The sequence below is a fragment of the Vibrio sp. PSi01 genome (genome assembly GCF_054960695.1).
Genome location: NZ_JBHNYN010000004.1, coordinates 1 through 22,755, shown reverse-complemented (window position 1 = coordinate 22,755; position 22,755 = coordinate 1). Strand labels below are relative to the sequence as shown.

The 22,755-nt window shown below is 42.6% G+C and carries 21 protein-coding genes; 6 read left to right on the top strand and 15 right to left on the bottom strand.

The window, feature by feature from the left end; genetic code table 11:
* Window positions 1–87 precede the first annotated feature (87 nt).
* Window positions 88–705 (bottom strand): hypothetical protein, encoded by a 618-nt coding sequence (locus ACFI6G_RS07310; RefSeq protein WP_010429442.1) that lies wholly within the window; start codon window positions 703–705, stop codon window positions 88–90.
* Between the two features lie 138 nt (window positions 706–843).
* On the bottom strand, window positions 844–1,281 hold the full coding sequence (locus tag ACFI6G_RS07305) for a hypothetical protein (protein WP_016768841.1): 438 nt from the start codon (window positions 1,279–1,281) through the stop codon (window positions 844–846).
* A 393-nt stretch (window positions 1,282–1,674) separates the two neighbouring features.
* On the opposite strand from ACFI6G_RS07305, the gene ACFI6G_RS07300 reads away from it, so the two are divergent.
* Window positions 1,675–3,057 carry an MATE family efflux transporter gene (locus ACFI6G_RS07300; protein ID WP_462710203.1) on the top strand — a complete coding sequence of 461 codons (1,383 nt, stop codon included), beginning with the start codon at window positions 1,675–1,677 and terminating at the stop codon, window positions 3,055–3,057.
* Window positions 3,058–3,154: 97 nt separating this feature from the next.
* On the opposite strand, the gene ACFI6G_RS07295 is transcribed toward ACFI6G_RS07300, so the two are convergent.
* From ACFI6G_RS07295 to ACFI6G_RS07285, 3 genes are all read right to left on the bottom strand, one after another.
* Window positions 3,155–3,700: a type II secretion system protein gene (locus tag ACFI6G_RS07295; protein WP_010429415.1), complete on the bottom strand. Its 546-nt coding sequence runs from the start codon at window positions 3,698–3,700 to the stop codon at window positions 3,155–3,157.
* Window positions 3,701–4,085: 385 nt separating this feature from the next.
* Window positions 4,086–5,612, bottom strand: a complete 1,527-nt coding sequence (locus ACFI6G_RS07290; RefSeq protein WP_016768838.1) for a methyl-accepting chemotaxis protein — start codon at window positions 5,610–5,612, stop codon at window positions 4,086–4,088.
* Window positions 5,613–6,023: 411 nt separating this feature from the next.
* Window positions 6,024–6,908: a LysR family transcriptional regulator gene (locus tag ACFI6G_RS07285; protein ID WP_010429411.1), complete on the bottom strand. Its 885-nt coding sequence runs from the start codon at window positions 6,906–6,908 to the stop codon at window positions 6,024–6,026.
* Between the two features lie 153 nt (window positions 6,909–7,061).
* On the opposite strand from ACFI6G_RS07285, the gene ACFI6G_RS07280 reads away from it, so the two are divergent.
* Complete coding sequence (locus ACFI6G_RS07280) at window positions 7,062–7,667, top strand: short chain dehydrogenase (protein WP_010429409.1); 606 nt, start codon at window positions 7,062–7,064, stop codon at window positions 7,665–7,667.
* A gap of 144 nt (window positions 7,668–7,811) precedes the next feature.
* Here ACFI6G_RS07280 and ACFI6G_RS07275 read toward each other — a convergent pair whose 3' ends face one another.
* From ACFI6G_RS07275 to ACFI6G_RS07245, 7 genes are all read right to left on the bottom strand, one after another.
* Window positions 7,812–8,438: a LysE family translocator gene (locus ACFI6G_RS07275; protein ID WP_016784203.1), complete on the bottom strand. Its 627-nt coding sequence runs from the start codon at window positions 8,436–8,438 to the stop codon at window positions 7,812–7,814.
* A 246-nt stretch (window positions 8,439–8,684) separates the two neighbouring features.
* The gene (locus ACFI6G_RS07270) at window positions 8,685–9,545 is read right to left on the bottom strand and encodes a delta-class carbonic anhydrase (protein WP_010429404.1); all 861 of its coding nucleotides are present in this window, start codon (window positions 9,543–9,545) and stop codon (window positions 8,685–8,687) included.
* 358 nt (window positions 9,546–9,903) lie between these two features.
* Window positions 9,904–10,383, bottom strand: coding sequence for a hypothetical protein (locus tag ACFI6G_RS07265; RefSeq protein WP_016768836.1), 480 nt, complete (start codon window positions 10,381–10,383; stop codon window positions 9,904–9,906).
* A gap of 133 nt (window positions 10,384–10,516) precedes the next feature.
* Window positions 10,517–10,918 (bottom strand): YbbD family protein, encoded by a 402-nt coding sequence (locus ACFI6G_RS07260; protein ID WP_016768835.1) that lies wholly within the window; start codon window positions 10,916–10,918, stop codon window positions 10,517–10,519.
* 199 nt (window positions 10,919–11,117) lie between these two features.
* Window positions 11,118–12,182 (bottom strand): tryptophan--tRNA ligase, encoded by a 1,065-nt coding sequence (trpS, locus tag ACFI6G_RS07255; protein ID WP_010429395.1) that lies wholly within the window; start codon window positions 12,180–12,182, stop codon window positions 11,118–11,120.
* A gap of 263 nt (window positions 12,183–12,445) precedes the next feature.
* Window positions 12,446–13,246: a hypothetical protein gene (locus tag ACFI6G_RS07250; protein WP_016768834.1), complete on the bottom strand. Its 801-nt coding sequence runs from the start codon at window positions 13,244–13,246 to the stop codon at window positions 12,446–12,448.
* Between the two features lie 254 nt (window positions 13,247–13,500).
* On the bottom strand, window positions 13,501–14,832 hold the full coding sequence (locus ACFI6G_RS07245) for a D-serine ammonia-lyase (RefSeq protein WP_016768833.1): 1,332 nt from the start codon (window positions 14,830–14,832) through the stop codon (window positions 13,501–13,503).
* A gap of 133 nt (window positions 14,833–14,965) precedes the next feature.
* Between ACFI6G_RS07245 and ACFI6G_RS07240 the strand changes: the two genes are divergently transcribed.
* Window positions 14,966–16,159 (top strand): MFS transporter, encoded by a 1,194-nt coding sequence (locus ACFI6G_RS07240; RefSeq protein ID WP_016768832.1) that lies wholly within the window; start codon window positions 14,966–14,968, stop codon window positions 16,157–16,159.
* 14 nt (window positions 16,160–16,173) lie between these two features.
* Here the strand turns inward: ACFI6G_RS07240 and ACFI6G_RS07235 are convergent, their stop codons facing one another.
* Window positions 16,174–16,986 (bottom strand): helix-turn-helix transcriptional regulator, encoded by an 813-nt coding sequence (locus ACFI6G_RS07235; protein WP_102270594.1) that lies wholly within the window; start codon window positions 16,984–16,986, stop codon window positions 16,174–16,176.
* A gap of 114 nt (window positions 16,987–17,100) precedes the next feature.
* Window positions 17,101–17,634, bottom strand: coding sequence for a YbhB/YbcL family Raf kinase inhibitor-like protein (locus ACFI6G_RS07230; RefSeq protein WP_102270593.1), 534 nt, complete (start codon window positions 17,632–17,634; stop codon window positions 17,101–17,103).
* Window positions 17,635–17,999: 365 nt separating this feature from the next.
* Here ACFI6G_RS07230 and ACFI6G_RS07225 point away from each other — a divergent pair, with 365 nt between their 5' ends.
* Window positions 18,000–18,857 carry a polysaccharide lyase family 7 protein gene (locus tag ACFI6G_RS07225; protein WP_010429379.1) on the top strand — a complete coding sequence of 286 codons (858 nt, stop codon included), beginning with the start codon at window positions 18,000–18,002 and terminating at the stop codon, window positions 18,855–18,857.
* Window positions 18,858–19,029: 172 nt separating this feature from the next.
* Here the strand turns inward: ACFI6G_RS07225 and ACFI6G_RS07220 are convergent, their stop codons facing one another.
* Window positions 19,030–19,941: a LysR family transcriptional regulator gene (locus ACFI6G_RS07220; protein ID WP_010429377.1), complete on the bottom strand. Its 912-nt coding sequence runs from the start codon at window positions 19,939–19,941 to the stop codon at window positions 19,030–19,032.
* A 127-nt stretch (window positions 19,942–20,068) separates the two neighbouring features.
* Here ACFI6G_RS07220 and ACFI6G_RS07215 point away from each other — a divergent pair, with 127 nt between their 5' ends.
* Both ACFI6G_RS07215 and ACFI6G_RS07210 read left to right on the top strand, forming a co-directional pair.
* A complete protein-coding gene (locus ACFI6G_RS07215; RefSeq protein WP_010429374.1) occupies window positions 20,069–21,133 on the top strand; it encodes an HlyD family secretion protein in 1,065 nt (354 codons plus the stop codon).
* 3 nt (window positions 21,134–21,136) lie between these two features.
* Window positions 21,137–22,687 (top strand): DHA2 family efflux MFS transporter permease subunit, encoded by a 1,551-nt coding sequence (locus ACFI6G_RS07210; RefSeq protein WP_010429371.1) that lies wholly within the window; start codon window positions 21,137–21,139, stop codon window positions 22,685–22,687.
* Window positions 22,688–22,755: the final 68 nt, after the last annotated feature.

Here is a 22,755-nt window from a genome sequence, read left to right as displayed (position 1 = left end):
TTTGAATCTAAGAAGTGATGGTTAAGTAAGGGGTAGATAGCGCCAAATTGCTATTGGCGCCATAGTCGTTTGTTATAAGTACAGTTTCTACGTTACTTGATTTGAACTGAGCACTTTAGCTAAGTGTTCAGAGTAGTCGATGACAGCTTTCAAGATAAGAGTTGTTACACCAAACTCATGTTGTTCAATCTCAAATATGTCGATCATACCAATTAACTGTGAGTCGCTATATTGATTCGCGCTGTACATTAGCTTCAAGCTTTCAAGAGATAGGTTCGAAATAAATTTAACAGTCACATCAAATTCACCATACTTGTCAACGAGTGTCCTAACTTTCATTGATTTCTGACTTAGTTCACTGTTCGAAATGTGAACATTATAGTTTCTTAACAACTTTATCATGTGAAGAATAGGGTTCTTAGATTTATATATAGCAAACTCCGCATTGCTCAACGTCGGATATAGTTGTTTCAATAAATCTTCAAGACCAACAAATTCACATAAAGCTGACCGTATATGAGTCGCTTCCTTTGCACTCAAAGGTATACACTTTTTTACTGGCTCACCAGATACCATCGAACAATGGTAAATGACACTGCAAACTCGATCATAGACATCTGGAAAATCTACCAACCCTTTTGCTGGCTCAGGGGTCAATAAGTACCCATGTTCAACTTTTGTAGCAAGATTAAAATCTAATTTCATACTGAGAACTCAACGTACTTATAACGCCCAATTAAGGTGTGAGCCACGCTACCACTAAACTAGACTTAGACACCGTAATCACTGAACTTGACCCAAACCAAAAATGCCAAGCGTGGGGAGTCACTCTTAAATTGTTTGTTATAACGTTTCAAAATCCAAGCGCAAATCTAATAAGTCGCTTGTTGCATGAAGTTCAAACACAATTTGTGTGCAACCTACCGTACCTGTTTTGTGAGTAGCTGTATCTTTACACATCTCATACGCGACAAAATTTAGGTTTTTGCAAGCATTAAGTAAATCTACTTCACGAGGAAGCTTCAGCAAGCGTGCCACTTTTGAATAAAATGGGATTGCTTCTTTTTTTGATAAAATTGTAGATATTATCTGGCGCAGCTCATTTTGATCATCTAGAGAAGCGTTTGCATTAGTAATTTTTGCACGATTTCTTAGGCAAAATGCTGACAGTGAACCAAGAGCCTCTTTAAAGGAAACTATCGGTTCTAGCACTAATTTCAAAACAAACTGTCCCAAAACAAAAACTAAGAAACCTGAAACTACTGTAAGTAAAACTGACACTTTAAACCCTCTAAGTTATAACAGCTATTAGATAGAAAATTCTGCATTTAAATATAGAATATTTCTATCTAGTTTCTTATGCCATCAATTGTACTAAATTTGGTTCATCTATAACAGTGACTTATGATGTGCGCATTGAAATTCAACAAGCAAATATAGAAACTTTCTATCTAGTATGATTCACATTAAAATCATCAGGTTATGTACATAGAAACAGTATCTAACACCATGTAAATCTGGCGTTCTTCCAGAGCAAATTAGCCCCTATAAATCCAATGCTTGACCCTATACGGTAAGGTGTTTATATTGTCGCCCGCCCAACGGGCACATCCTAAAATACACACCGGCCATCCTGCCATCATTCGTGTATTTATATTGGTGTTGTGAACTTCCATGCTAACGAAATTTCGTCCTTTTACTCGTGAATCGGGTGCGCTTATGCATCTTTCGATTCCAATCATTTTGACTCAAATAGCTACCCAAGCCATGGGATTTGTCGATACGACAATGGCTGGCCAAGTAAGCCCTGCCGATCTCGCCGCTATTGCACTTGGCACTAGCCTTTGGATCCCAGTGTTACTGCTACTGCGTGGCGTGATTATGGCGTTAACGCCTGTTGTCGCTTACCACCGCGGCGCACGTGACTTTCAAAGTATCTCTGTTGAATTCTTCCAGATGGTTTGGTTGGCATTAATTTCTAGCGTATTACTCATCGCTTATTTGGTGAGTGCAAAACCGATCTTAGAATGGATTGGTGTAGCCGCTGAGATCATTCCAATTGGCAGTGACTATGCGTTCGCCCTAGCCTTTGGTGTACCGGGTATTGCTCTGTTCTACACCTTAAACGGCTTCTGTGAGGGTATGAACAACACCAAAGTACCGATGATCATTTCGGTAATAGGTTTGCTGATTAATATTCCAGTCAACTACGTGCTTATTTACGGTAAGTTTGGCTTCCCTGAAATGGGCGCTGTGGGTTGTGGCTGGGCAACAAGCTTAGTGTATTGGTTAATGTCGGGAATGCTCTATTCCTACATTAAAGGTCATCACCACTACAAAACCATTATTAGTTTTGCAGACGCTAAACCAAAAGCAAAAGAGATGCTTCACCTTCTAAGATTAGGTTTACCTATCGGGATGAACATCGCGGTATGTGGCAGTATCTTTGCGGTAATCGCGTTGATGATTGGCCGTATTGGTGCAGAGAACGTGGCAGCCGCGCAAATTGCACTTAACATCTCGAGCCTGACTTACGTGATTCCTATGAGTATCTCATTTGGCATTACGATTCGTGTTGGACATGCACTAGGCGAGAAGGACGAACTAGGCGCAATTGAACGCAGCAAAGTCGGCATCTTGGTTGCGGCGTTGATTTCATTACTTTCAGTTGCGATGTTCCTTCTGTTCCCTGAGTGGATCATTAGGCTTTACACCACCGACCCTGCGATAAGCGCAACGGCAGCGGTATTGTTGACCTTTACAGCTATGTATCAATTCAGCGATGCATTGCAAACGTCTGCTAACGGCGCACTGCGTGGCTATAAAGACACTAAGATCCCGATGATCTTAGCTATCGCTTCATATTGGGGCTTGGCACTACCACTGGGCATGGTGTTGGGCTTAACAGACCACATTGTACCTGCAATGGGTGAAGAAGGCTTTTGGATTGGTATCCTAACGGGATTGAGCGTTTCAGCGACGCTGATGTTAATTCGCTTGCGATACGTGATTAAGAAGCGTGACTTGCCGCCAGCAGATGCAGCAATAGCAAACTAAGATAGACCATTAAGCTAATACAAAAAAGCGCGTTATTGCTACTCGGCAATAACGCGCTTTTTTATTGAATTTCTATAAGTCAGTTAATGTATTTGGGTTAACATTCGTCATTCACTACACGAACGGTGCATTCACAACCACCAGCAGGACATTCATTTCCGGTTACTCGCCCACCAAAAGAATCGTAAAGAACATAACAACCTTGGCGCGTTTCTAGATCCGCGTCAGTTATGTTCGTACTATCTAATTCAGCTTGGGTAAAATCGTAGTCATACCCGACCACAGTGTGTCGATTACCAAAATCAGAAGTTAAGCTGTCATCATCTGACAAAGTCATAAAGTCGATCATCGTCAATTTGTCGCCCGACTCTCCCCGGCTCTCTGGGCAAAGCGTTCCCCAATCAACCTCAACGCTACCGATACCAAAATCGATTACATAGTTACTCTGATCACCTGGATTTGATGCGTCAGGATCAAGCCCTGCGATAATAGCTTTAGAAGTCACCTGCGTGATCACGCCTTCCATCGCACCCGCAACACCTTCAAGTACTGCTTCTCTCGCTGACTCTTGAATATTGAGGAACCTCGGGGCTGTTGTAACGGCCAATACTCCAAGTATCACGATCACAATGATTAATTCCATTAAAGTAAATCCGTTTTTCTTCATAACACCCACATCAACTGACAACTACAGATACAATTACTGAATGAATTATCAATAACTATACATCGTGATGAGATGCGGGACACCTTATGTGTCGCGTCAGAGTTGTTGTTTAGTCGATTTTTAGACCTTGCGCATGAGAGGATGAAAATTAACGCCTTGTTGTCGCTGTCTTATTTGATCGCGTTGTTTTGAATGAGCTAAATTGTCACGATATTACACTGCAGGTACATTCTTCATTTCTGTTGCGCTCTATCGGAGTATCTGCGTCTGCATATCGCAAAAAAATAGCGCTCATGTATGACATAAGCGCTATTCAATAACTGGAGACTCACACATCTCTTAAAGAGGTATGTTGGGAAGTCTAGATTTTAAATGAACCAACATAACGATCGAGAACTTGTGACAACTCTGCCAGCTGCTGGCTTGATTGCTCTAACTTCTCACTTGCGCTCAAACCGTTTTTGACTGAGCTATTAACCGTATCCATGTTCATATTAATTTCATTCGCCACCGCTGATTGCTGCTCAGTTGCTGTGGCAACTTGAGTGTTAATATCGAGAATGGCCAAAACTTGTGTAGAAATTTTCTCCAAAGCTTGGCGAGCCATTTCTGTTTCAGTCGTACCGTCTTCAATTAAGCTCTTACTATTACTCATCGAGCTAACAGCGTTCTTAGCTTCGGTTTGAAGTTGGTTGATCATGTTGTCAATTTCATCGGTAGACTGCGCAGTTTTTGTCGCAAGATTACGAACTTCATCAGCAACGACAGCGAAGCCTCGGCCAGCCTCACCAGCACGCGCAGCTTCAATTGCAGCGTTTAGTGCAAGCAAGTTTGTTTGCTCAGAGATACCTCGAATAACGTCAAGAATCGTACCGATGGACTGTGTATTATCAGCAAGGCTCACGATGATGTCAGAAGCACTATTCATCTCTGCTTCAAGATTCAAAATTGAAGTCGACGTTTTTTCGATTGTCTTATGACCTTCTTGAGTTTCACTCGCAGCCATATTTGCCGCACTGGCCGCACTGGCCGCGCTAGATGCAATTTCATTGACCGTGGCAATCATTTCATTCATAGACGTCACGACCAACATAGTTTGTTCGTTCTGTTCTTGTCCTCTTTGCAATGCTTGCTGCGATTGCTCACGAAGACCAATAGCGGTGCTATTTAATTCAACACCCGTATTCACCGTTTGGGTAATTATCTCGTGGACCTTACCAACAAACACATTGAAAGCCGTTGAGATTTGAGCAACTTCATCATTCCCTTTGATCGGCAGACGTACTGATAGATCGCCATCACCTTCAGAAATATCTCGTAGTGTGTTTTTTAGTACCAAGAGAGGCTGCATCAGTTTGTTCAGAAGAAACGATAGAACAACGAGACAAACAACAAAAATGAAAACCATCGAAGCGAGCTGATAGCTAATAATGCCATTCGTTGCTTGGCTAACCTCTGTGATAGGGATACCGATATCAAAAGTACCGTACAGCTCACCGTTGACGTAGATAGGTGCCATGATGTCAAACACCCACACTTGTTGAACATCTGCGTACCACTTCGAATACTGTTGTACGCCTTTGGTTGCACCTTCAACGGTATAACTATCTTCATAAACTTTATTGAGCTTATTTTTATCGCTGTGTGCGATAGCACTTACGTTGCTATCAATAACAATGGCATAAGTCACATCAGATCGCTGTTTCAGTTCACCCACCAGCTTTTGTAAATCTTGAACTGGGTTGTCCGAATTCTCTAAGATATACCCAGCGTTCCCAGCCAAGAACTCAGCTTGAACTTGAGATTTGTTCAATATTATCTCATCAATTTTTTCGCTTGAGATGAAATAAGTTGACGCCATACTCGCAGCGACGGCAATGCCAAACATTATAAAAACGGCAAATAGGATTGTTTTCTTCATTTCGGTTGTCTCGACGCAAGTTTGTTAAAATTTCTCTAAAGGTTTCAAAAAATGAAACCAAAGCTCGCACGTTTTCTCTCGTGTTCAAGCTCACCACTATTCCTTTATCTGTTAAAAGCCCGATAACTTTAGCTGAAGAATATAAAAAATATATGCTGATCACATTTGTGCAACACGAAAAATCATTCAAAAAAGTCAATTAATTGGAAATCAAGTAGTTGGATATCAAGTTAAAGGGAAGAAATATCGCTTAATAAATAAGTGCAAAAACACCCGTTAATGTAGCGTCAGTTCAGGTAGGAACAACATAATCAAATCACATAGACAGCCCAATAAGAGCCTTCCTTGATGCGTTGCGATGCAAAGACACTCTTCCCACTAATCGATTTCTAATAAAGATGTAACCCATTTTTGTAGCGGATCGTCATTATATCTCGGGTGCCAAGCGGCTATCACATCGAAACTCTCAGGCGATTGTTCCATTGGAAGTTTGACTAGGTTCAGCCCTTCTATCGCTCTGGATGGTAAGAAAGCAATCGAGTCAGTGGTGTTTAAATACATAGGTACAATCGAGAAACACGGGGCGGATACTACGACATTGCGCTTTAATCCGAACTTCCCAAACCATTCGTCAATCGACCCTTTAAAGTTTGGACGTGATGGTGACGCAATTATGGTTGGATAACTTGCAACCTCTTCTAATGAAGGCGTGGTTTGTGCGATAGATGAATGAGGTGAAGTAACACACACATGGTTCTCTTCAAACAGCTTAATGACTTTATAACTATCTGGAATGTAATCAGGGAATGCGATGGCTAAGTTCACCTTACCGCTTTCCATTAGCTCCTGCAGATTATCGATTTCGAAGTCACGCACAATCAACTTTAACTTTGGCGCTTGCTCCCTTAGCTTTGCAATTAAGCTTGGTAGGATGATCTGCTGGGCATAATCCGTCGCCGCAATCACAAACGTCCCGTTAGCTTTCTCCGGCACAAAGTTGGTCTTTGATAACAACAAATTGAAATCGATAAGTAAACGATCCACTCCTATCGATAGCTCTTGTGCAAACGTCGTCGGGACAAAGCCATTAGTTTTCCTTACAAATAACCTATCGTCGAACACTTCTCTTAGTTTCTTCAAATGCTCACTAACAGCTTGCTGAGTCAGCCCCAATTGATTGGCGGCTTTGGATGCGTTCTCTTCACGTATTAGCGCTTGGAAAACCCTGAGTTGCTTTATGTCTAATCGGTCTAATTTGCTCAAACTTACCTACCGCTCTGAAATTGGATTCTTTGTGAGTGTAACACTGCACAAGAAAAACCAGTAACACTCACAATTAAGCTTTGTTTCTACTTGTTTAGTTATTTGGTTAAAGTTCTTCCATCGAAACGAAACACATACAGATCGGAGAACAACATGAAAACAATCATTCTAATTGGCGCACGTGGCAAGATGGGTCAAGCAGCATTAATGGGCTTAGGCAATCATAACGTTATCACTGCGGGTCGCTCTGGCGATGTAGACCATATTGTTGACATCACTGACCCACAATCAATTGAAGCGCTGTACAAGAACGTTGGACACTTTGATGCGGTTGTGAACACCGTTGGCCTCTGCGAATACAATACCTTTGCGGATATGACGGAAGAACAGTGGATGACCACGGTAATGAGCAAGATGATGGGACAAATTAACCTTGTTCGTATCGGCCAAAAGTACATCGCTGACGGTGGTTCATTTACGCTGATTAGTGGCATATTGAACGTTAAACCAATCCCTTTTGCAATTGCCGACGCAACCACCAGCGGTGCGATAGACACCTTCGTAAAGTGTGTCGCTTATGAAATGCCAAGAAATACTCGTATCAATGTCATTAACCCGACCGTTCTTGCTGAAGCATGGGATGTTTACGGTGAAATGATGCCAGGCTTTGAACCTGTACCAAGCAAATTAGTAGGCAAAGCCTTCGAGCGTTCAGTCGATGGCTTCCTTACTGGTGAAGTAATTTTCGTAGACGCTTAGATCTCGTCAGTAAACGTTTTTGTAAGCGCTAGATTTTTATGAAAATTGCTTTGATCGATACCTAATAATCCGTCTATGTCTAATAAAAAAGGCGAACCATTTGGTTCGCCTTCTTGTATGAAAATCGTGCTTAAAAAGTCATGTTTATCGATTTATCGCCAAATATGATCCAGCCGCAATCATTATTCCACCTGCACTTTGGTTTAATCTTTTATGTGCGCGTGGCGTTTTAAGTAAACTTGCCATTCTGCCCGCCCCCATTGCAATTAGCATTAAACCGGACATCAGAGCAACAGATGCTAAAACAGAAACCAAGACGATATCTTGTGAACGCAAAACCGTTAGATCAACGAAAGTTGGCAAGAACGAAATATAGAACAAAATTACTTTGGGATTTGATGCCGAAATTAAAAACCCTTGCGCAAAACTGGCGAGTTCTGATTTCTGACTTTGCTTGGCCGCGAGCTCCGCTGAACCTTGCACTTCAGGTAGGCTCTTAAACATCTTGTAGCCTAAGTAAATCAAATAAGCGGCACCAACGTAGCGAATCACCTCGAAAGAAAACGACCAATTCTCAGCAATCGTCGCGAGACCAAAACAGGCAAGCGTAAGATAAATAAGATCACTGCATATCATTCCTAACGAAAGAGTGATGCATTTTCGCCATCCCTGAACCATGCCACGAGCTAAAATGGCAAAGACTCCAGGTCCTGGAGTGATACCAAATATAAACATGGCAATAAAGAATGTAACTGCACCTTCCAATGACATCGGCTTGTCCTTACTTATAAGTCAGCATGATTGATCCAGAACGTACCATGCAGCCTTGATTCTGGTAAAGAACGTTTTTGACTAACAACGATTCGCGCTGCGCATGTTTTGAATAAGTGTCACACGTAATTTACCCAGTAAGCATGTCTAGTAAGCAAGAACCAAGGTATTTTTCGTTAAGACATAAAAAGGCAAACCTAGTGGCTCGCCTTTGAAAAATATTGATTACAAATCAACGTGACAAGATTAGTTCGCTATTGGTGACAACAACTCTGGGTTTACAACTATGTTTCTCACTCCATGCGCGTGATCTTCGTTGAAGTCATTGCCTTCACACCAGCTGCCAACCGTCGCAATGTTTACTTTCGCTACTTGTGGTCTCACGCTCCATGTTACTTGGAACGGCGAACCTTGTTCATTATAGCCAGGGCCCGTTGTAGAGCCTGCGTATTGAATAGCTGACCCCGTATTTTGTGGAATATTTGGAGCTTGGTTTAAACCGTTGACTTTAGAGTGCTTCGCTAATGCTTCGAAGTCGAGAGCTTTGCCGTCATTGACTAGCACGAAAACTTGGGTTTCTACACGCAGCTGCGGGTTGGTAATTGCATTATTAAAACAAGCGCCCAATGTTTCACCCGGTTCAACTTGCGCCGTTGAATATACGTAATGCACCTCAATAGTATCTCCCGAGTGAAGAGAACCATGGTCACTTGGACAAACCTTTTGATCGAATGGTTTAAGTTCAGCCGCACTTAGCTTACCTGTGTATTTGAAACCACTTTGGAAGCCCTTACCATCACCGTTGCCGGCGTATTGAGTAAACTCTCCACCTTTGTGCTCAGCGTTTTTGTGGAAGTGAATATTACACAAGTTCATTGCGGTAGAATCTGGTGCATCCGAAAACAAACGTGCGTTGGTCCCCTTTAAAGACCCCAAATCACGAGGGGCTTGCGGACCGAAACCTTTCCCTTGAGTATTTTCGGACAGGTTCGCTCTTTGTTCAGCGATAACACTGTCTGCCACAGACTCATGACTCGCATCTGATGCGTTCGCTTGAGCTGACAACATCACCATCGCGACACTTAAAAATAGACTCTTATTCTTCATATCTCTTCCCTAGAATATTGATAACTAAACCCAAATACACGTTACAGCAAAGATTTTACTATGCTCACCAATGAATATAAGGGTTGTCTCTGTAAGATTAGATTTCATTGCTTAATTAGGGAGGAATATTAGAACCCTTGATGCATATAACAAGTCAAGTGCAGCAAATTCCGCGAGTCCCTTCCATAACGAATAAATTCCTACTTTCGTTGACGGTCTCGTGACTCAAACTCGTAGAACACTGGTTGACGAAAACCAATTAGAGCAATGAAAAAGAATGGTAAGATCTAAAAAGCGAACCCATGGCTCGCTTTCATCGTTTGATTTGTTCTGTAGAGTTGGAGCTAATGTGTAACCGCTACCCGTGACCTGTAGCAAATATCCCAAATGTCATGACGTTCAATGCGTCTGTCACGCCTTCTAGAGATTTAATCACTTTCTGGGTCGGTGTGTTATTGCGCAAAAAGTAACTTCCGATACCTTTTTCACTTCCAGCTTCAACACTATCTTCTGAGGCCAGTTTCGCATCGGCTTGAGAGTTTTCGACAGATTCAGCTTCTGTATTTGTATTTGAATTAGAGTCTTGCTTTGAGTCAGACTGCGTGTTGGAGTCTAAAGTCACATTAGAATCGTGGCTAGCTACCTCGTCATGTAAAAGCGCAACACTTGTGTCAGCATGTATCTTTATGACATCGAGATGACTTTCTTCCTCTACTACACCTTTTGACACAGTATCTTCGTTGCTCAGAGCCTTGTCTTCGAGCTTGTTATTACTCGCAGTCGAACAAGCAGTTAAGAAAAACAGGCTAACGATGAATGTGGTTAAGTTTCTCACCATAATGACAACGCATGAATCAATAAAACATTGTTCGATTGTATTTTATTTAGTTGACGACATCCAGTGATAAGACAAGTAAATATGAAAAGTCCGCTTTCGAAAGAGTATACGGGTTTAGTGCTCATTATTAAGCTTAATAATGAGAGTCCTCAATCAGATTGCTTTCAGGATCTTCGAGCTTACCAAGTGTATAGGTAATTAAATCGTCGTCTCCAACCTTGAATACCCAAACATTGTCGCCTTTGATAAACTGAAATTCGCTGTTAGATTCATTCGGTTCCAATGTTGCAATAAATTCCGATAATTCAGGGTCATTGATAATAAAGCGCCCATCTGATGTGTTGCTATCTAGGTTGTTGTTCACTTCAATCTTTTTAGTTGAGGCAGGAAGAATGTCGGGTAACCAACCTCTATCAAATAATCGCTCTTTTTTGGCTTGCGCATAAGTCGCATATTCACTCCTAACGACATCTGAACAGCCAGACATTAAAGCCAGAACCGAAAATGAGATGGAGAGTAATGCCTTATTTTTCATTTAATTACCAACACTTGAAGATATGGCTTTGACAGTGTGCTTGGTCATATCAACATCAAGAACTAATCACAAAGGCGATTTTATAAATCAATCGCCCTCTTCATTCAAATCAATTGACTTTATTTACATATCAGTCGCTAGAATTACGGAACCTGCTAGTAAAAGCACTCATACCTTATCGATAATTTAAGCCCGTATGCTAAAGTATATTTAAACCGAATACCTCTCTCACATCGAACAATACCTTTTGCGTTCTTTCTCTGGAGACTTGGGTGCCACTGCGTAAAATATCGATGAGTTGCGCTTTGTCATTCAGCAACTCAGATCTTCTTTCGCGAATCGGACGAAGCATTTCTTGCAAGCACTCCTCCAATACTTTTTTGGTTTGACCATCGCCCAGCCCACCTTTTTGATAATGCTCTTTTAGTTGACTGACATAATTAGCGTCTGCGTGAAAAGCATCAAGATAAGTGAACACGATATTCCCTTCTACCTTGCCAGGGTCTTCAATTCGTAGGTGATTTGGGTCGGTATACATGGATTTAACGGCAGCTCTGATCTCTTTCTCTGTCGCACCCAAATTAATGGCGTTGCCCATCGATTTAGACATCTTACTTTTACCGTCAGTACTAGGGAGACGAGATGCATTACTGAGAAGTGGCCTGCATTCATTCAAGATTGGCTTACCCGCCAACGAATTCATTTTCCTCACTATCTCATTGGTTTGTTCTAACATCGGTAGTTGGTCATCGCCGACAGGTACTAAAGTTGCGTTGAAAGCGGTGATGTCTGCCGCCTGAGATATGGGATAAGTGAGAAAGCCTGCTGGAATTGAGCGTCCAAATGCTTTGTTTTGAATCTCGCTTTTGACCGTTGGATTACGTTCCAAACGAGCGATAGAAACAAGATTGCTGTAGAACATCGTGAGCTCAGCTAACACAGGCAGTTGTGATTGCAGACAAATCGTGGTCTTGGTCGGGTCGATACCCACCGCAAGATAGTCAGCGACTACATTGAGAATGTTGGAAGAAACCTTCGAGGGATTATGGGCATTGTCGGTAAGCCCTTGCATATCAGCGACCAAGATCGTTTGGTTGTGAATATGCTGCAAAGAGACTCTCTGTTTAAGTGAACCGACATAATGACCCAAATGCAAAGGCCCAGTTGCCCTATCCCCAGTCAGAATGATTTCAGGCTTGTTGGTATTGTTCTTACTGCCAGTATTATTGTTGCTGTCGATATGGCTTTTTGAGTTGGTATTCATGGTGTATCTCCAAGTTAAAAAGGCTACTGGAGATAAAAAGAGGCGACATTTTTGATGACATTCTTAGCTACCGTCCAGCAGCTAAAGAATGTAAGTATTCCGTGCTGCTCTATTGAGAGCACCACCAAAAGAAAATTGAAGTTGAAGTTGAAGTTGAAGCAGAATTAAATTTCATGGTTAAAACCTATCAACAATACAGACGAGCGACAACTGTTATTTACGCGCACCAGGAAAATAGGTCTTAAGATTAACAGGTTATAGGCTTAATCTTTACCGGAACACAGTTCAGTAATTCGGTCACACATGGCTTGATTGACCGTGAAGTGGGTGTTGAGAAATGCTAATTGGGCAAGTGCCGATTCAGCCGTGCGCTCGTAACCTTGTGTAAAGGTTGGTAGCAATTGAGCAAACTTAGGAAAGCGTGCTTCTAGCCTTCTATCCGACATAAACTCATCAACGAATTCAGGCTCAGATTGTTCAGTTTGATCCACAAGATCGATCAAACGATCGAGTGCGTAAGATTGAACGAACCGACTGCCCGACAGCTTTTCGCCTCGGTTATAACGAGACATGCCGACATAAAGATTGGTTAGTGCCTCACCAATGATCCACTCTTGAGAGTTTGCGTGTGCCTCCCCTTTTACTGGTGGAACACAACACTGCGTATCAAATTCAGGTTGCTGCCAAACAATGCGCCCTTCAGCAAATGGAATATGCGCTAACTCATGGGATTCAAACACCGCAAATTCGCAAAAGATTCCGTCAGCGTATAAGACTTTATAGCCATCGACGGTGTTTCTCACTGCGTAGTCGATTGGGTGAATATCAGATAGCCAATGCAAGCTGTCTAAGAAATACTGCTTATGTCCCGTTTGTACTATCGCGAAAAAATCGACATCTGAATACTGATCAAGTCGCTCCGTTTCAATACCTACGGAGCCCAATCCCAGTAAAGCATGAGCCTTACCCGATGCTTCCAAAGACTCCCCAATCGCATCTAAACGCTGGAGTAATTTTTCTGGTGTGTTTATGTGTCTTGTCTGCATCACTTTATCCGTTTGCATTGCTAAATCCCTATCAAGTTGAATGCCACTCAACCTAACTGATAGTTAGAACACCTAAGAAGCCTAATTTATAAAATATGTGTTTCGGATAACGATCTGCGCAAGTTATTGTTTGAATAACGACTGGATTTAGGAGTAACAAAGAGTGCGTTCAACCGATAAACAACACTCTTCTATCATGACTGATCTTTTTAAATGCTTATATTTGTAACAGCTAAGCATCAACAAACAGCGAGCTTATAAACGCTTTAGGGCTAAACCGACAATTTTTCCAAGTAAGCGGCCATTTCTTCTTTCGGCACCATGCCTCCGCCAGTTGCCCACACAAGATGCGTTGCATTCGCTAGCGTCGACTCATCAATTTGTAGACGAGCAAGGTATTCGCTATTTTGCTCAACATGAATCACGCCCGGCATGCCCGCGAGTGCTGAAGGCTCTAGTTGAATCCCCTCGGCTTGATTCAGTTCACTTAGTAATTGATACATGTGCTCGTCGGTTAATGTGTAGTAACCATCAAGCAAACGCTCCATCGCACGACCAACAAAGCCAGAAGCACGCCCCACCGCTAAACCGTCTGCAGCAGTTAGATTGTCTATCCCCAGATCTTGCACTGCGATCTCATCATGCAAACCCGAGTGAACACCGAGCAACATGCAAGGCGAATGAGTCGGCTCAGCAAAAATACAGTGCACGTGATCACCAAAAGCCATTTTCAATCCAAATGCGACACCACCGGGGCCACCACCTACTCCACATGGCAAGTAAACAAACAAAGGATGCTGTTCATTAACCACAATCCCCTGTAACTCGAATTGCTGCTTAAGCCTTTCTCCTGCGACAGAGTAACCAAGGAACAGTGTTTGTGAGTTTTCATCATCAATGAAAAAGCATCGAGGATCTTGTTCTGCCTCTTTCCGTCCTTGTTCTACTGCAACGCCATAATCTTGTTGATACTCGACTACGTTAACACCGTGCTCTCGCAGTTTACTTTTCTTCCAAGCTCTCGCGTCTGCCGACATGTGAACAGAGACCGTAAAGCCCAATTTGGCACTCATGATACCGATCGACATACCTAGGTTACCCGTTGAACCTACCGCAATGCTGTATTGTTGGAAGAAGTTACGAAACTCAGGTTCGAGCAACTTACTGTAGTCATCGCTCTCACACAGTAACCCGGCTTCAATCGCAAGCTTCTCGGCATGCGTTAGTACTTCATAAATACCTCCGCGCGCTTTGATTGAACCTGAAATCGGCAAATGGCTGTCTTTCTTCATCATCAAACGCCCTTTTATTGGCTGCTGATAATGAGTTTCTAATGCCAACTTCATTGCAGGGATATCGATAAGCTCAGATTCGATGATGCCATTCGTCACATGAGTTTCAGGAAATGCCTTCGCCAGATAAGGGGCAAACCTTTGTAACCTCAAACTCGCATCATGAATATCTTGCTCGCCCAATCCCACATAAGGTAAACCGCGCTCCAGAGTCGTCACATTTGGGTTAAACCAAACCACTTCTTCCAATGCAATCACTTGTTGAAGTAATGGGAAATGTGAGATGAGTTTATCGATATTCAATTCAGTCATGGGTGACCTTCTCTGGTAAAGCGCGTACTGCGCACGTTCAATCATTAGTAAACCTATTTAAACGGTATTTGTGTAATCATTCAATGACCTGTAGGCTAGCTTTTCTTCTCATAAGCAAACAGTAGAACAACCTATGAGCGTCTCTCTTCGTAATAGCATTTTCGTCATGTTAGGGATTCTATTTCTAGCACTTAACCTGCGTGGGCCTTTTACGAGCTTAGCTCCTGTGCTTTCTCAGGTTATGGAAGGCCTCAACCTTACGTCGTCGGCTGCTGGCTTCTTAACAGCTTTGCCACTGTTAACTTTTGCCTTATTTTCACCATTAGTCACCAAAATATCCGAACGAATTGGTCTAGAACCAAGCTTGCTCTTAGGCTTAGTTTTGATCACTACGGGTATTACACTGCGTTCTTTTGGAGCAATTCCGACGTTATACATCGGCACAGTAATGATTGGACTTGGTATCGCGATTGGTAATGTGTTGTTGCCCGTAGTAGTGAAAATTAGCTTCCCTACTCGTATTGCGACAGTCACTTCTTTGTACATTTTTACGATGGGCATCGGTTCGACGTTAGGCTCAAGTTTGATGGTGCCGTTTTCGAATCTAACCTTATTCACGATTACGGGTTGGCAATTAGCACTGTTAATGAACCTAATATTCCCAATATTAGCTTTGATGATTTGGTTGCCTAAGATCAGAAAGCGCTCTTCTTCAGCAACCAATAACAAGTATCAAGAAAAGCCTATTCCGATGCAGAAGATGATCAAGAGTAGCGTTGCATGGCAAGTGACACTAGCTCTTGGGCTTAACTCATTTACCTTCTATTCTTTGGCAGGCTGGCTTCCACAGATCTTGAACGACCTTGGCTACAGCGAAATCGACGCGGGCTACATTTATGGATTTCTACAATTTTCGACCATGGTTCCGGGATTGCTGTTACTGCCGTTCTTAGGTAAAAGCGATAACCAACAATGGCTCATCACGCTTTGTACTTCGAGTGTATTTCTTGGATTAATTGGGCTGTTGTATTTGCCTGAGTTTGCAATCTTTTGGGTGGGACTCTTTGGATTAGCCAACTGCTCTACGTTTATTATCGCGCTCTCTTTTGTTGGCCTGAGAACATCGAATAGCAGTCAAGCGGCTTCGTTGTCTGGTATGGCTCAAGGAATTGGTTATGCTTTAGCGGCAACAGGCCCAACGCTAGTGGGTAAGCTTCATGCTCAAACCGATTCTTGGAGTGTTCCCATTCTGCTGATCGCATCTGTTGCTTTCGCGTGCACGATTTTTGCGGCATTGGCAGCACGAGATAAGAAAGTGAGCGTTTAGGACAAACCGAATGGTTATGGCGTCGCGACTTTATTGCTCGCGACTCTATTGCTGACGACTGTCTTGATGTATTCGCTTGGCGACAAACCAAATTTGCCTTTAAAGCGCTGACTAAAACGACCTTCTGATTGGTAACCGCAAGATTGAGCCAACACAGCAACATTCTGCTGTCCGTTTTGCATCAGATAAAGCGCATGACTCAACCGAACTTCAGCCAGTACCTCACGATATTGCATTCCTTCAAGTTTCAATTTACGGATAAGCGTGGCACGGCTCATCGCAAAGCGTTCCGCTACCGACTCTAGCGGATGTTTCTCATCAGGTGAATGAGAAAGGTAATGACTGAGCTTTTGGCTAAACGAAACGTTGGCACTGGCAAACAATCGATGCAATACCCCTTTTTCGGCTAATTGCTGGTATAAGCCCTGCAACCAAAACTGTTGGGTCTCTTTACTCATGCTTTGTCTATCAAAAGAAAACAGAGCGTTGAGTGAGTCTTGTAAGCTTCTGTCCGCTTGTACTGTCGGCAGCCCCAGATCATTCGAGCGTTCCTCACTTAAATCAAGCATCCCTTGAGAAGGTTGGAATTGAAAGCTGAATACTCGCGACAAGAAACGTCCTTTGTGAGGCATATTCTCAAAACTTAATGACGCTGATGCCTCACACAACAGCAGCTCAGAATGTGAGATTTCTGCAGCTGAATCTTTCCAAAACAGGCGCTTACTGCCTGTAATGATCTGAATGATACTAGGATATAGAATCCTCACATTACGCAGCTTTTGTAACTGCTCTGCACGAAAGATCGTCACTTGATATTGATGATTCATCTCATCCCCTTGTTTACTTATTATCAACGACCAGCTATCGCATCAATAACTGGTCGCTTTATTAGCGTGTGTAAATTATCAACGTGTATAAAGCTATTAACGTGTATAAAGCTATTAACGTGTATAAGTTGCCGTCAGTTTCGCTTTGTCTAGAGCCATGCTGTTCAACGTGAATCCAACCACAGCCGACGGCGTGTTTTCGTCTAAGTTGAGCTTATCCGTTGGCAATGCCCAAACCGTGAACTGGTAGCGGTGCATGCCATCTTTTTCAGGAGGACAAGCGCCACCGAAACCTACCGTTCCATAATCTATGCGGCCTTCTTTGCCACCCATTTTAGAGATGTCGACACCACGAGGTAGCTCGCTCACTGTTGCTGGAATATCAAACGCTACCCAGTGCCAGAAACCACTTTCAGTCGGAGCATCTGGATCATAAGCCGTGATTGCAAAGCTTTTGGTTCCTGCTGGAGCATCTTTCCACATCAATTGTGGTGATAGGTTATCGCCGTTACAACCCCAACTTGAGTATTCAAACGTCTTCGCCATTGGGTGACCGTCTTGAATATCATTACTCGTTAATTCGAATGCCTGAGCCGAGCCAGCTGTTAAGATACTAAGTGCCAATACTGATTTAATGAGTGTTTTCATGGTGGTTCCTCTGATTAGGTATGAGTCCAGTATAGTCCCCTCCATCCGCCCGATAACGACAATAAGTACACAATTATCTAGTTTAACTCATTAAAATGATACTTACTGTACATTCCATTTTTCTTTGCAAAATATTCCGTTTAACAGGCTCTATAACCTCACTTATCTCAACCACGATTTAACTAAAGCAAAAATCCACCTTTTGGCTTTCAAGCATCAATCCCTATCGAGACCTAATTCTCTCTATTTTTGTGCAAGAAAATTGGATACCGACCACAATTTCAAACACAGATATTTTCACATAAACCTCAAAAGTGATATCAATATCAATATTGACCGATAATAATACAAAAGAGATATTTTTGATGAATAAGACCCTACTCGCTTGCTACGCCCTTCTTGCTTTTTCTTCTGCGGCAACGGCTAATGTTCAGTTTTCGAACCCAGAAGGAGCTTTAGGCGAACCTTCTAATTACTCTCAATACCAAAATGTTTTGTCAGAATCTGAACTTCAAATTTCAGATCCTAACGGAAAGAAAGGCAACAAAGGCTATTTTGCACTCGATAATAACTACGACGGCATAGTGAACAACAATTTCTATGTCGACAAAGAAAGTGAAGCGCTAGTCTTTACCATGAAAAATGACCACCTGCGTAACGAGCTACGCGTTCAGGAGAACTTCCGCACAGACTTAGCAAATGAAACATACATATTGAGTTCGGAAGTGGAGATCATAAACCCTGAAGAGTCGATGAAGAACTCAGACTCTAAACAAGACGAGATTACTTTTCTACAAGTACACAACAAAGGCCTAGATAACCTCGGTACTCACAATGTCCCTCACCCTTTGCTGCGTGTTGTGTGGAAACGTGACAATAATGGTATTGAAGGGCATTTCTGGGCAATCGTTAAAAACAACGCTGTCATTTGTAAAGGAACGTTTGGTAAGAAGAACAAAGATAAGGAAATGTGCAAATCAGACGTAGCATATTCTCAGTTCGACTTAGGTAAAGCGCCAGAAGGCAAACCAACAGCATTTGACCTAATCGTTGGTGATAAGAAACTCATTGTTGACGTAAACGGTGAACGTAAAGTTGAGCAGGATATTGATTATTGGCGCCACCTATTAAGCTACTTCAAAGCTGGCGTATATAACCAATTTACAAATGGACAAAGTGAAGCTCACTTCTACAAGCTAGAGTACACAGAGAAAAAGAGCTAATTTAAAATTTGGCTTACAACCACATTGAGTCATCAGAAACAGAAAAACGGACTTGTTAGAAAGTTCGTTTTTCTGTGAGCGCTGTTAAGCATTGTTAATGAGTTAACCCGAATATCTAGATAGCTAGAGTTAAGCAGCCGATTACTTTTGTTGCTTCCAATACAATATGCCTTTATTCAGTTCTTTCGTTAACTCTATTTTGAAAGGCTGTTAATAGGTAATCGATAAAGACTTTCTTGCGTTTTGGCATCAACTGCCTGTCTGCATACACCAAACTCACGGATACCTCAGGCATGTCATACTCAGGCAATAGTCGTACTAATTTGCCTGTTTGAAAGTGATCTCGACAGATGAACTCCGGTAAAACGGCTATCCCCAACCCATCGACACAAGCAGTAAGGCAGGCTGTAATCGTGTTTACCCTCAACTGACACGGCAACTCTATCAAAATCGACTCTCCATCCTCCAGCTGCAAATGCCATTTAGGTAAGCGTGCTGCTTTGTTAACGACTTCAATCAACCTAAATGGTGACTTTAGATCTGTAGGAGTTTTGATATCACCAAACTGTTCTAAATATTCAGGACTCGCTACCAGTACACGTTTTGATGTTGTCAGATATCGAGAAACCAAACTTGAATCCACTAGCTCACCAATTTGCGCGTAAAGGTCGATACCTTCCGAAATGATATCAACTTCGCGATTCGTCAGCTCTAAATTCAATGTGACATTTGGATGTTCTTTCAAGAAACTGTGTATATATTTAGCCAACACTTGGTGACCTAGTTCGACGGGGAGTACCACATTTAAAGGGCCACGAATCAGATCTTGATTTGCGGATACTTCGAGTTCGGCTTGGCTCATGATTTCATGCATTTGAATACTTGATTGATAAAATCGTTCTCCCTCTGGTGTTAGCAGCAAACTTCTGGTCGATCGAGTGATCAACCTCACACCTAAATGCTGTTCTAACTCTGCCAATTTTCGGCTTACGGTCGACTTAGTCATGTTAAGTGTTTCAGCAGCCTGCGTAAAACTCCCACAATCAACAACTTGTGTAAAAACAGTTACAGCATTTAAGTCCATCACGTATTCCTAAAACTATCATTAATAAAATTTTTGCAACAGTGTTTCTCTTTTTTCCTATCTTATCAATTAATGATATTCATTTACAATTCGTTACATCTAAATAAAAACAAAATGAAAAAAAGAAATGACAGAGAAAAACAACGCTTCGCACACAGTAAGCAAAACAAGACGTAAAAAAGCTCCGCTTATTGCCACTGCGATCATGCTGTCATTGGGTTTAGCAGGCGCGGGATATTGGTACGGTTATGGTCAGTACTTTGAATCAACCGACAATGCCTACCTTCAAGGCGACATTACTAACATTAGCCCTAAAGTCTCAGGCTATATTGTAAAGTCTTACGTGAGTGACAACCAATCGGTAAAAGCTGGTGATTTGTTGGTGCAAATTGATGACCGTGATTACCAATCGGCTCTTGCTCAGGCCAGTGCCCATTTATCTGTCGTTCAATCCGATGTGAAAAACCTTGTAGCACAACAGACGTTACAACGTAGCAAAATAAACCAAGCTGAAAGCCGTGTTGATTCCGCACAAGCTGAATACGAACGTGCGACTCAACAAGTAGTTCGTTCTCGTAGCCTATTAAAACGCAATTACGCCTCTCAAGATGAAGTCGACAGCATGGTAGCACAACAAAAAGTGACCCAAGCCGATTTGGAAGAAGCAAAAGCTAATCTCGTTGCGACCAATGATCAGTTAATTGTAATTGCGAGTGAGATAGAGCAAGCCAATGCATCGGTAACAGAAGCTCAAGCACAAAGAGAACAAGCACAGTTAAACCTTGATTATACTAAAGTGTACGCTCCTACCGACGGTGTTATTGGTAAACGCAGTGTGCGTGAAGGTTTGTTGATTCAAGCTGGAGCACCGTTGATGAGTTTAGTGCCAAATAATCAAGTGTGGATTGAAGCCAACTTCAAAGAGACACAACTCAGTGGTATACACAAAGGTCAAACAGTTGAAGTAGAGCTAGACGCTTTTCCGGGTCAGCCGCTTGAGGGCGTGGTCGATAGCTTCTCCCCTGCTACTGGTGCTAAATTCGCGCTGCTTCCACCAGAGAATGCAACGGGTAACTTCACCAAGATTGTTCAACGTGTCCCAGTAAAAATTACGATTCCAGATCAGCAAGGGTTAAAAGGTCGTCTTCTTCCTGGTTTATCTGTGGTAGCGACCATAGACAAACGAGGCTAGACCATGAGCAACGCTGGTGTTGTCACCCAAACTAATGATGATCACGAGGTATCCACTCGCCATTGGATTGCCCTATTTGGCGGGCTAGTTGGCGCGTTCATGGCGATCTTAGATATTCAGATCACCAACTCGTCTCTTAAAGACATTCAAGGCGCACTATCTGCCACTTTGGATGAAAGCTCTTGGATCTCTACGTCTTACCTAGTTGCAGAGATGATCGCTATCCCACTCAGTGGTTGGCTTTCTAAAGCGCTCGGTAAACGCCGTTACATAACGTGGACGACGGCTATCTTCACCATTTCATCTTTGCTGTGTTCATTTTCTTGGAATATGACCTCGATGATCGTGTTCCGTGCGATGCAAGGCTTCAGTGGTGGTGCTTTAATCCCGCTCGCATTCTCATTGGTGATTCAGTTACTGCCGGTTAACAAACGGGCTGTGGGTATGGCATTGTTTGGTGTAACCGCGACCTTTGCTCCATCGATCGGCCCGACATTTGGTGGTTGGCTGACGGAGAACTTCTCTTGGCACTATATTTTCTACATCAACATTCCGCCAGCCCTACTCGTGATCACCATGATCCGCTATGGCTTAGACGATGAAAAACTCGATCTTGGTACCCTTAAAAAGGCCGATTGGTTTGGTATCGCCACCATGGCACTCGGATTGGGTTGCTTAGAAGTGGTGCTGGAAGAAGGTAACCGCGAGGAGTGGTTCAGCTCAAGTTTCATCATTGGCTTGAGTATTGTGTCGGCGGTGAGTCTGGTTTACTTCGTGATAAACGAACTCCAACACAAAAAGCCCTTGGTTAATTTGCGGCTATTGCGGGATGCTCAATTTGCCATGTCGTGTATCGCCTACCTGATTTTAGGAATGGCGTTACTCGGGTCCATTTATGTTTTGCCATTGTACTTAACACAAATACAACAGTATAACGCGATGGAAATTGGTCAGGTGCTCATGTGGATGGGGTTTCCACAGCTACTGATTTTCCCGATTGTACCTAAGCTCACACAGATAATTAAACCTAAATACCTAGTGACCTTCGGTTTCGCAATGTTTGGTTTAAGTTGTTACGTAAACACACACATGACAATCGATTTTGGTGGTCAGCAGCTGATTCTATCGATGGTTCTACGCGCGATTGGCAGCCCATTTATTATGGTTCCACTGTCTTTGGTTGCGATGAAGAACATCAGTAAAATGGATACACCTGATGCTTCGACCTTAACCAATGTGATGCGTAACTTAGGTGGTGCTTTTAGTATCGCGATTATTGCGACGCTACTTGATAATAAAACACGTGAGCATTTGGCTCATATTAAGGAATCACTGCCTTCTGTTAGTCAATTAGGTTGGCAAACACTCAAAGATCAACAAGCGTTCTTTATCCAATCAGGAAGCGATGCCGCAACAGCAATGCAACAAGCTCAGGCTAGCCTGTTAGGAACCATGCAACGTGACGCCGCAATCATGGCCTACAACGACGTATTCCTAATGATGACAGCGTTTTTGGCATTAGCTGCGGTTCTAATTTTGAACATGCGCGATTAAAAGTAAACTGGCCCATCATTCAGGTTTACCTAGCATAGAAACACGAAAGCCCGATACCGCACTCGTTA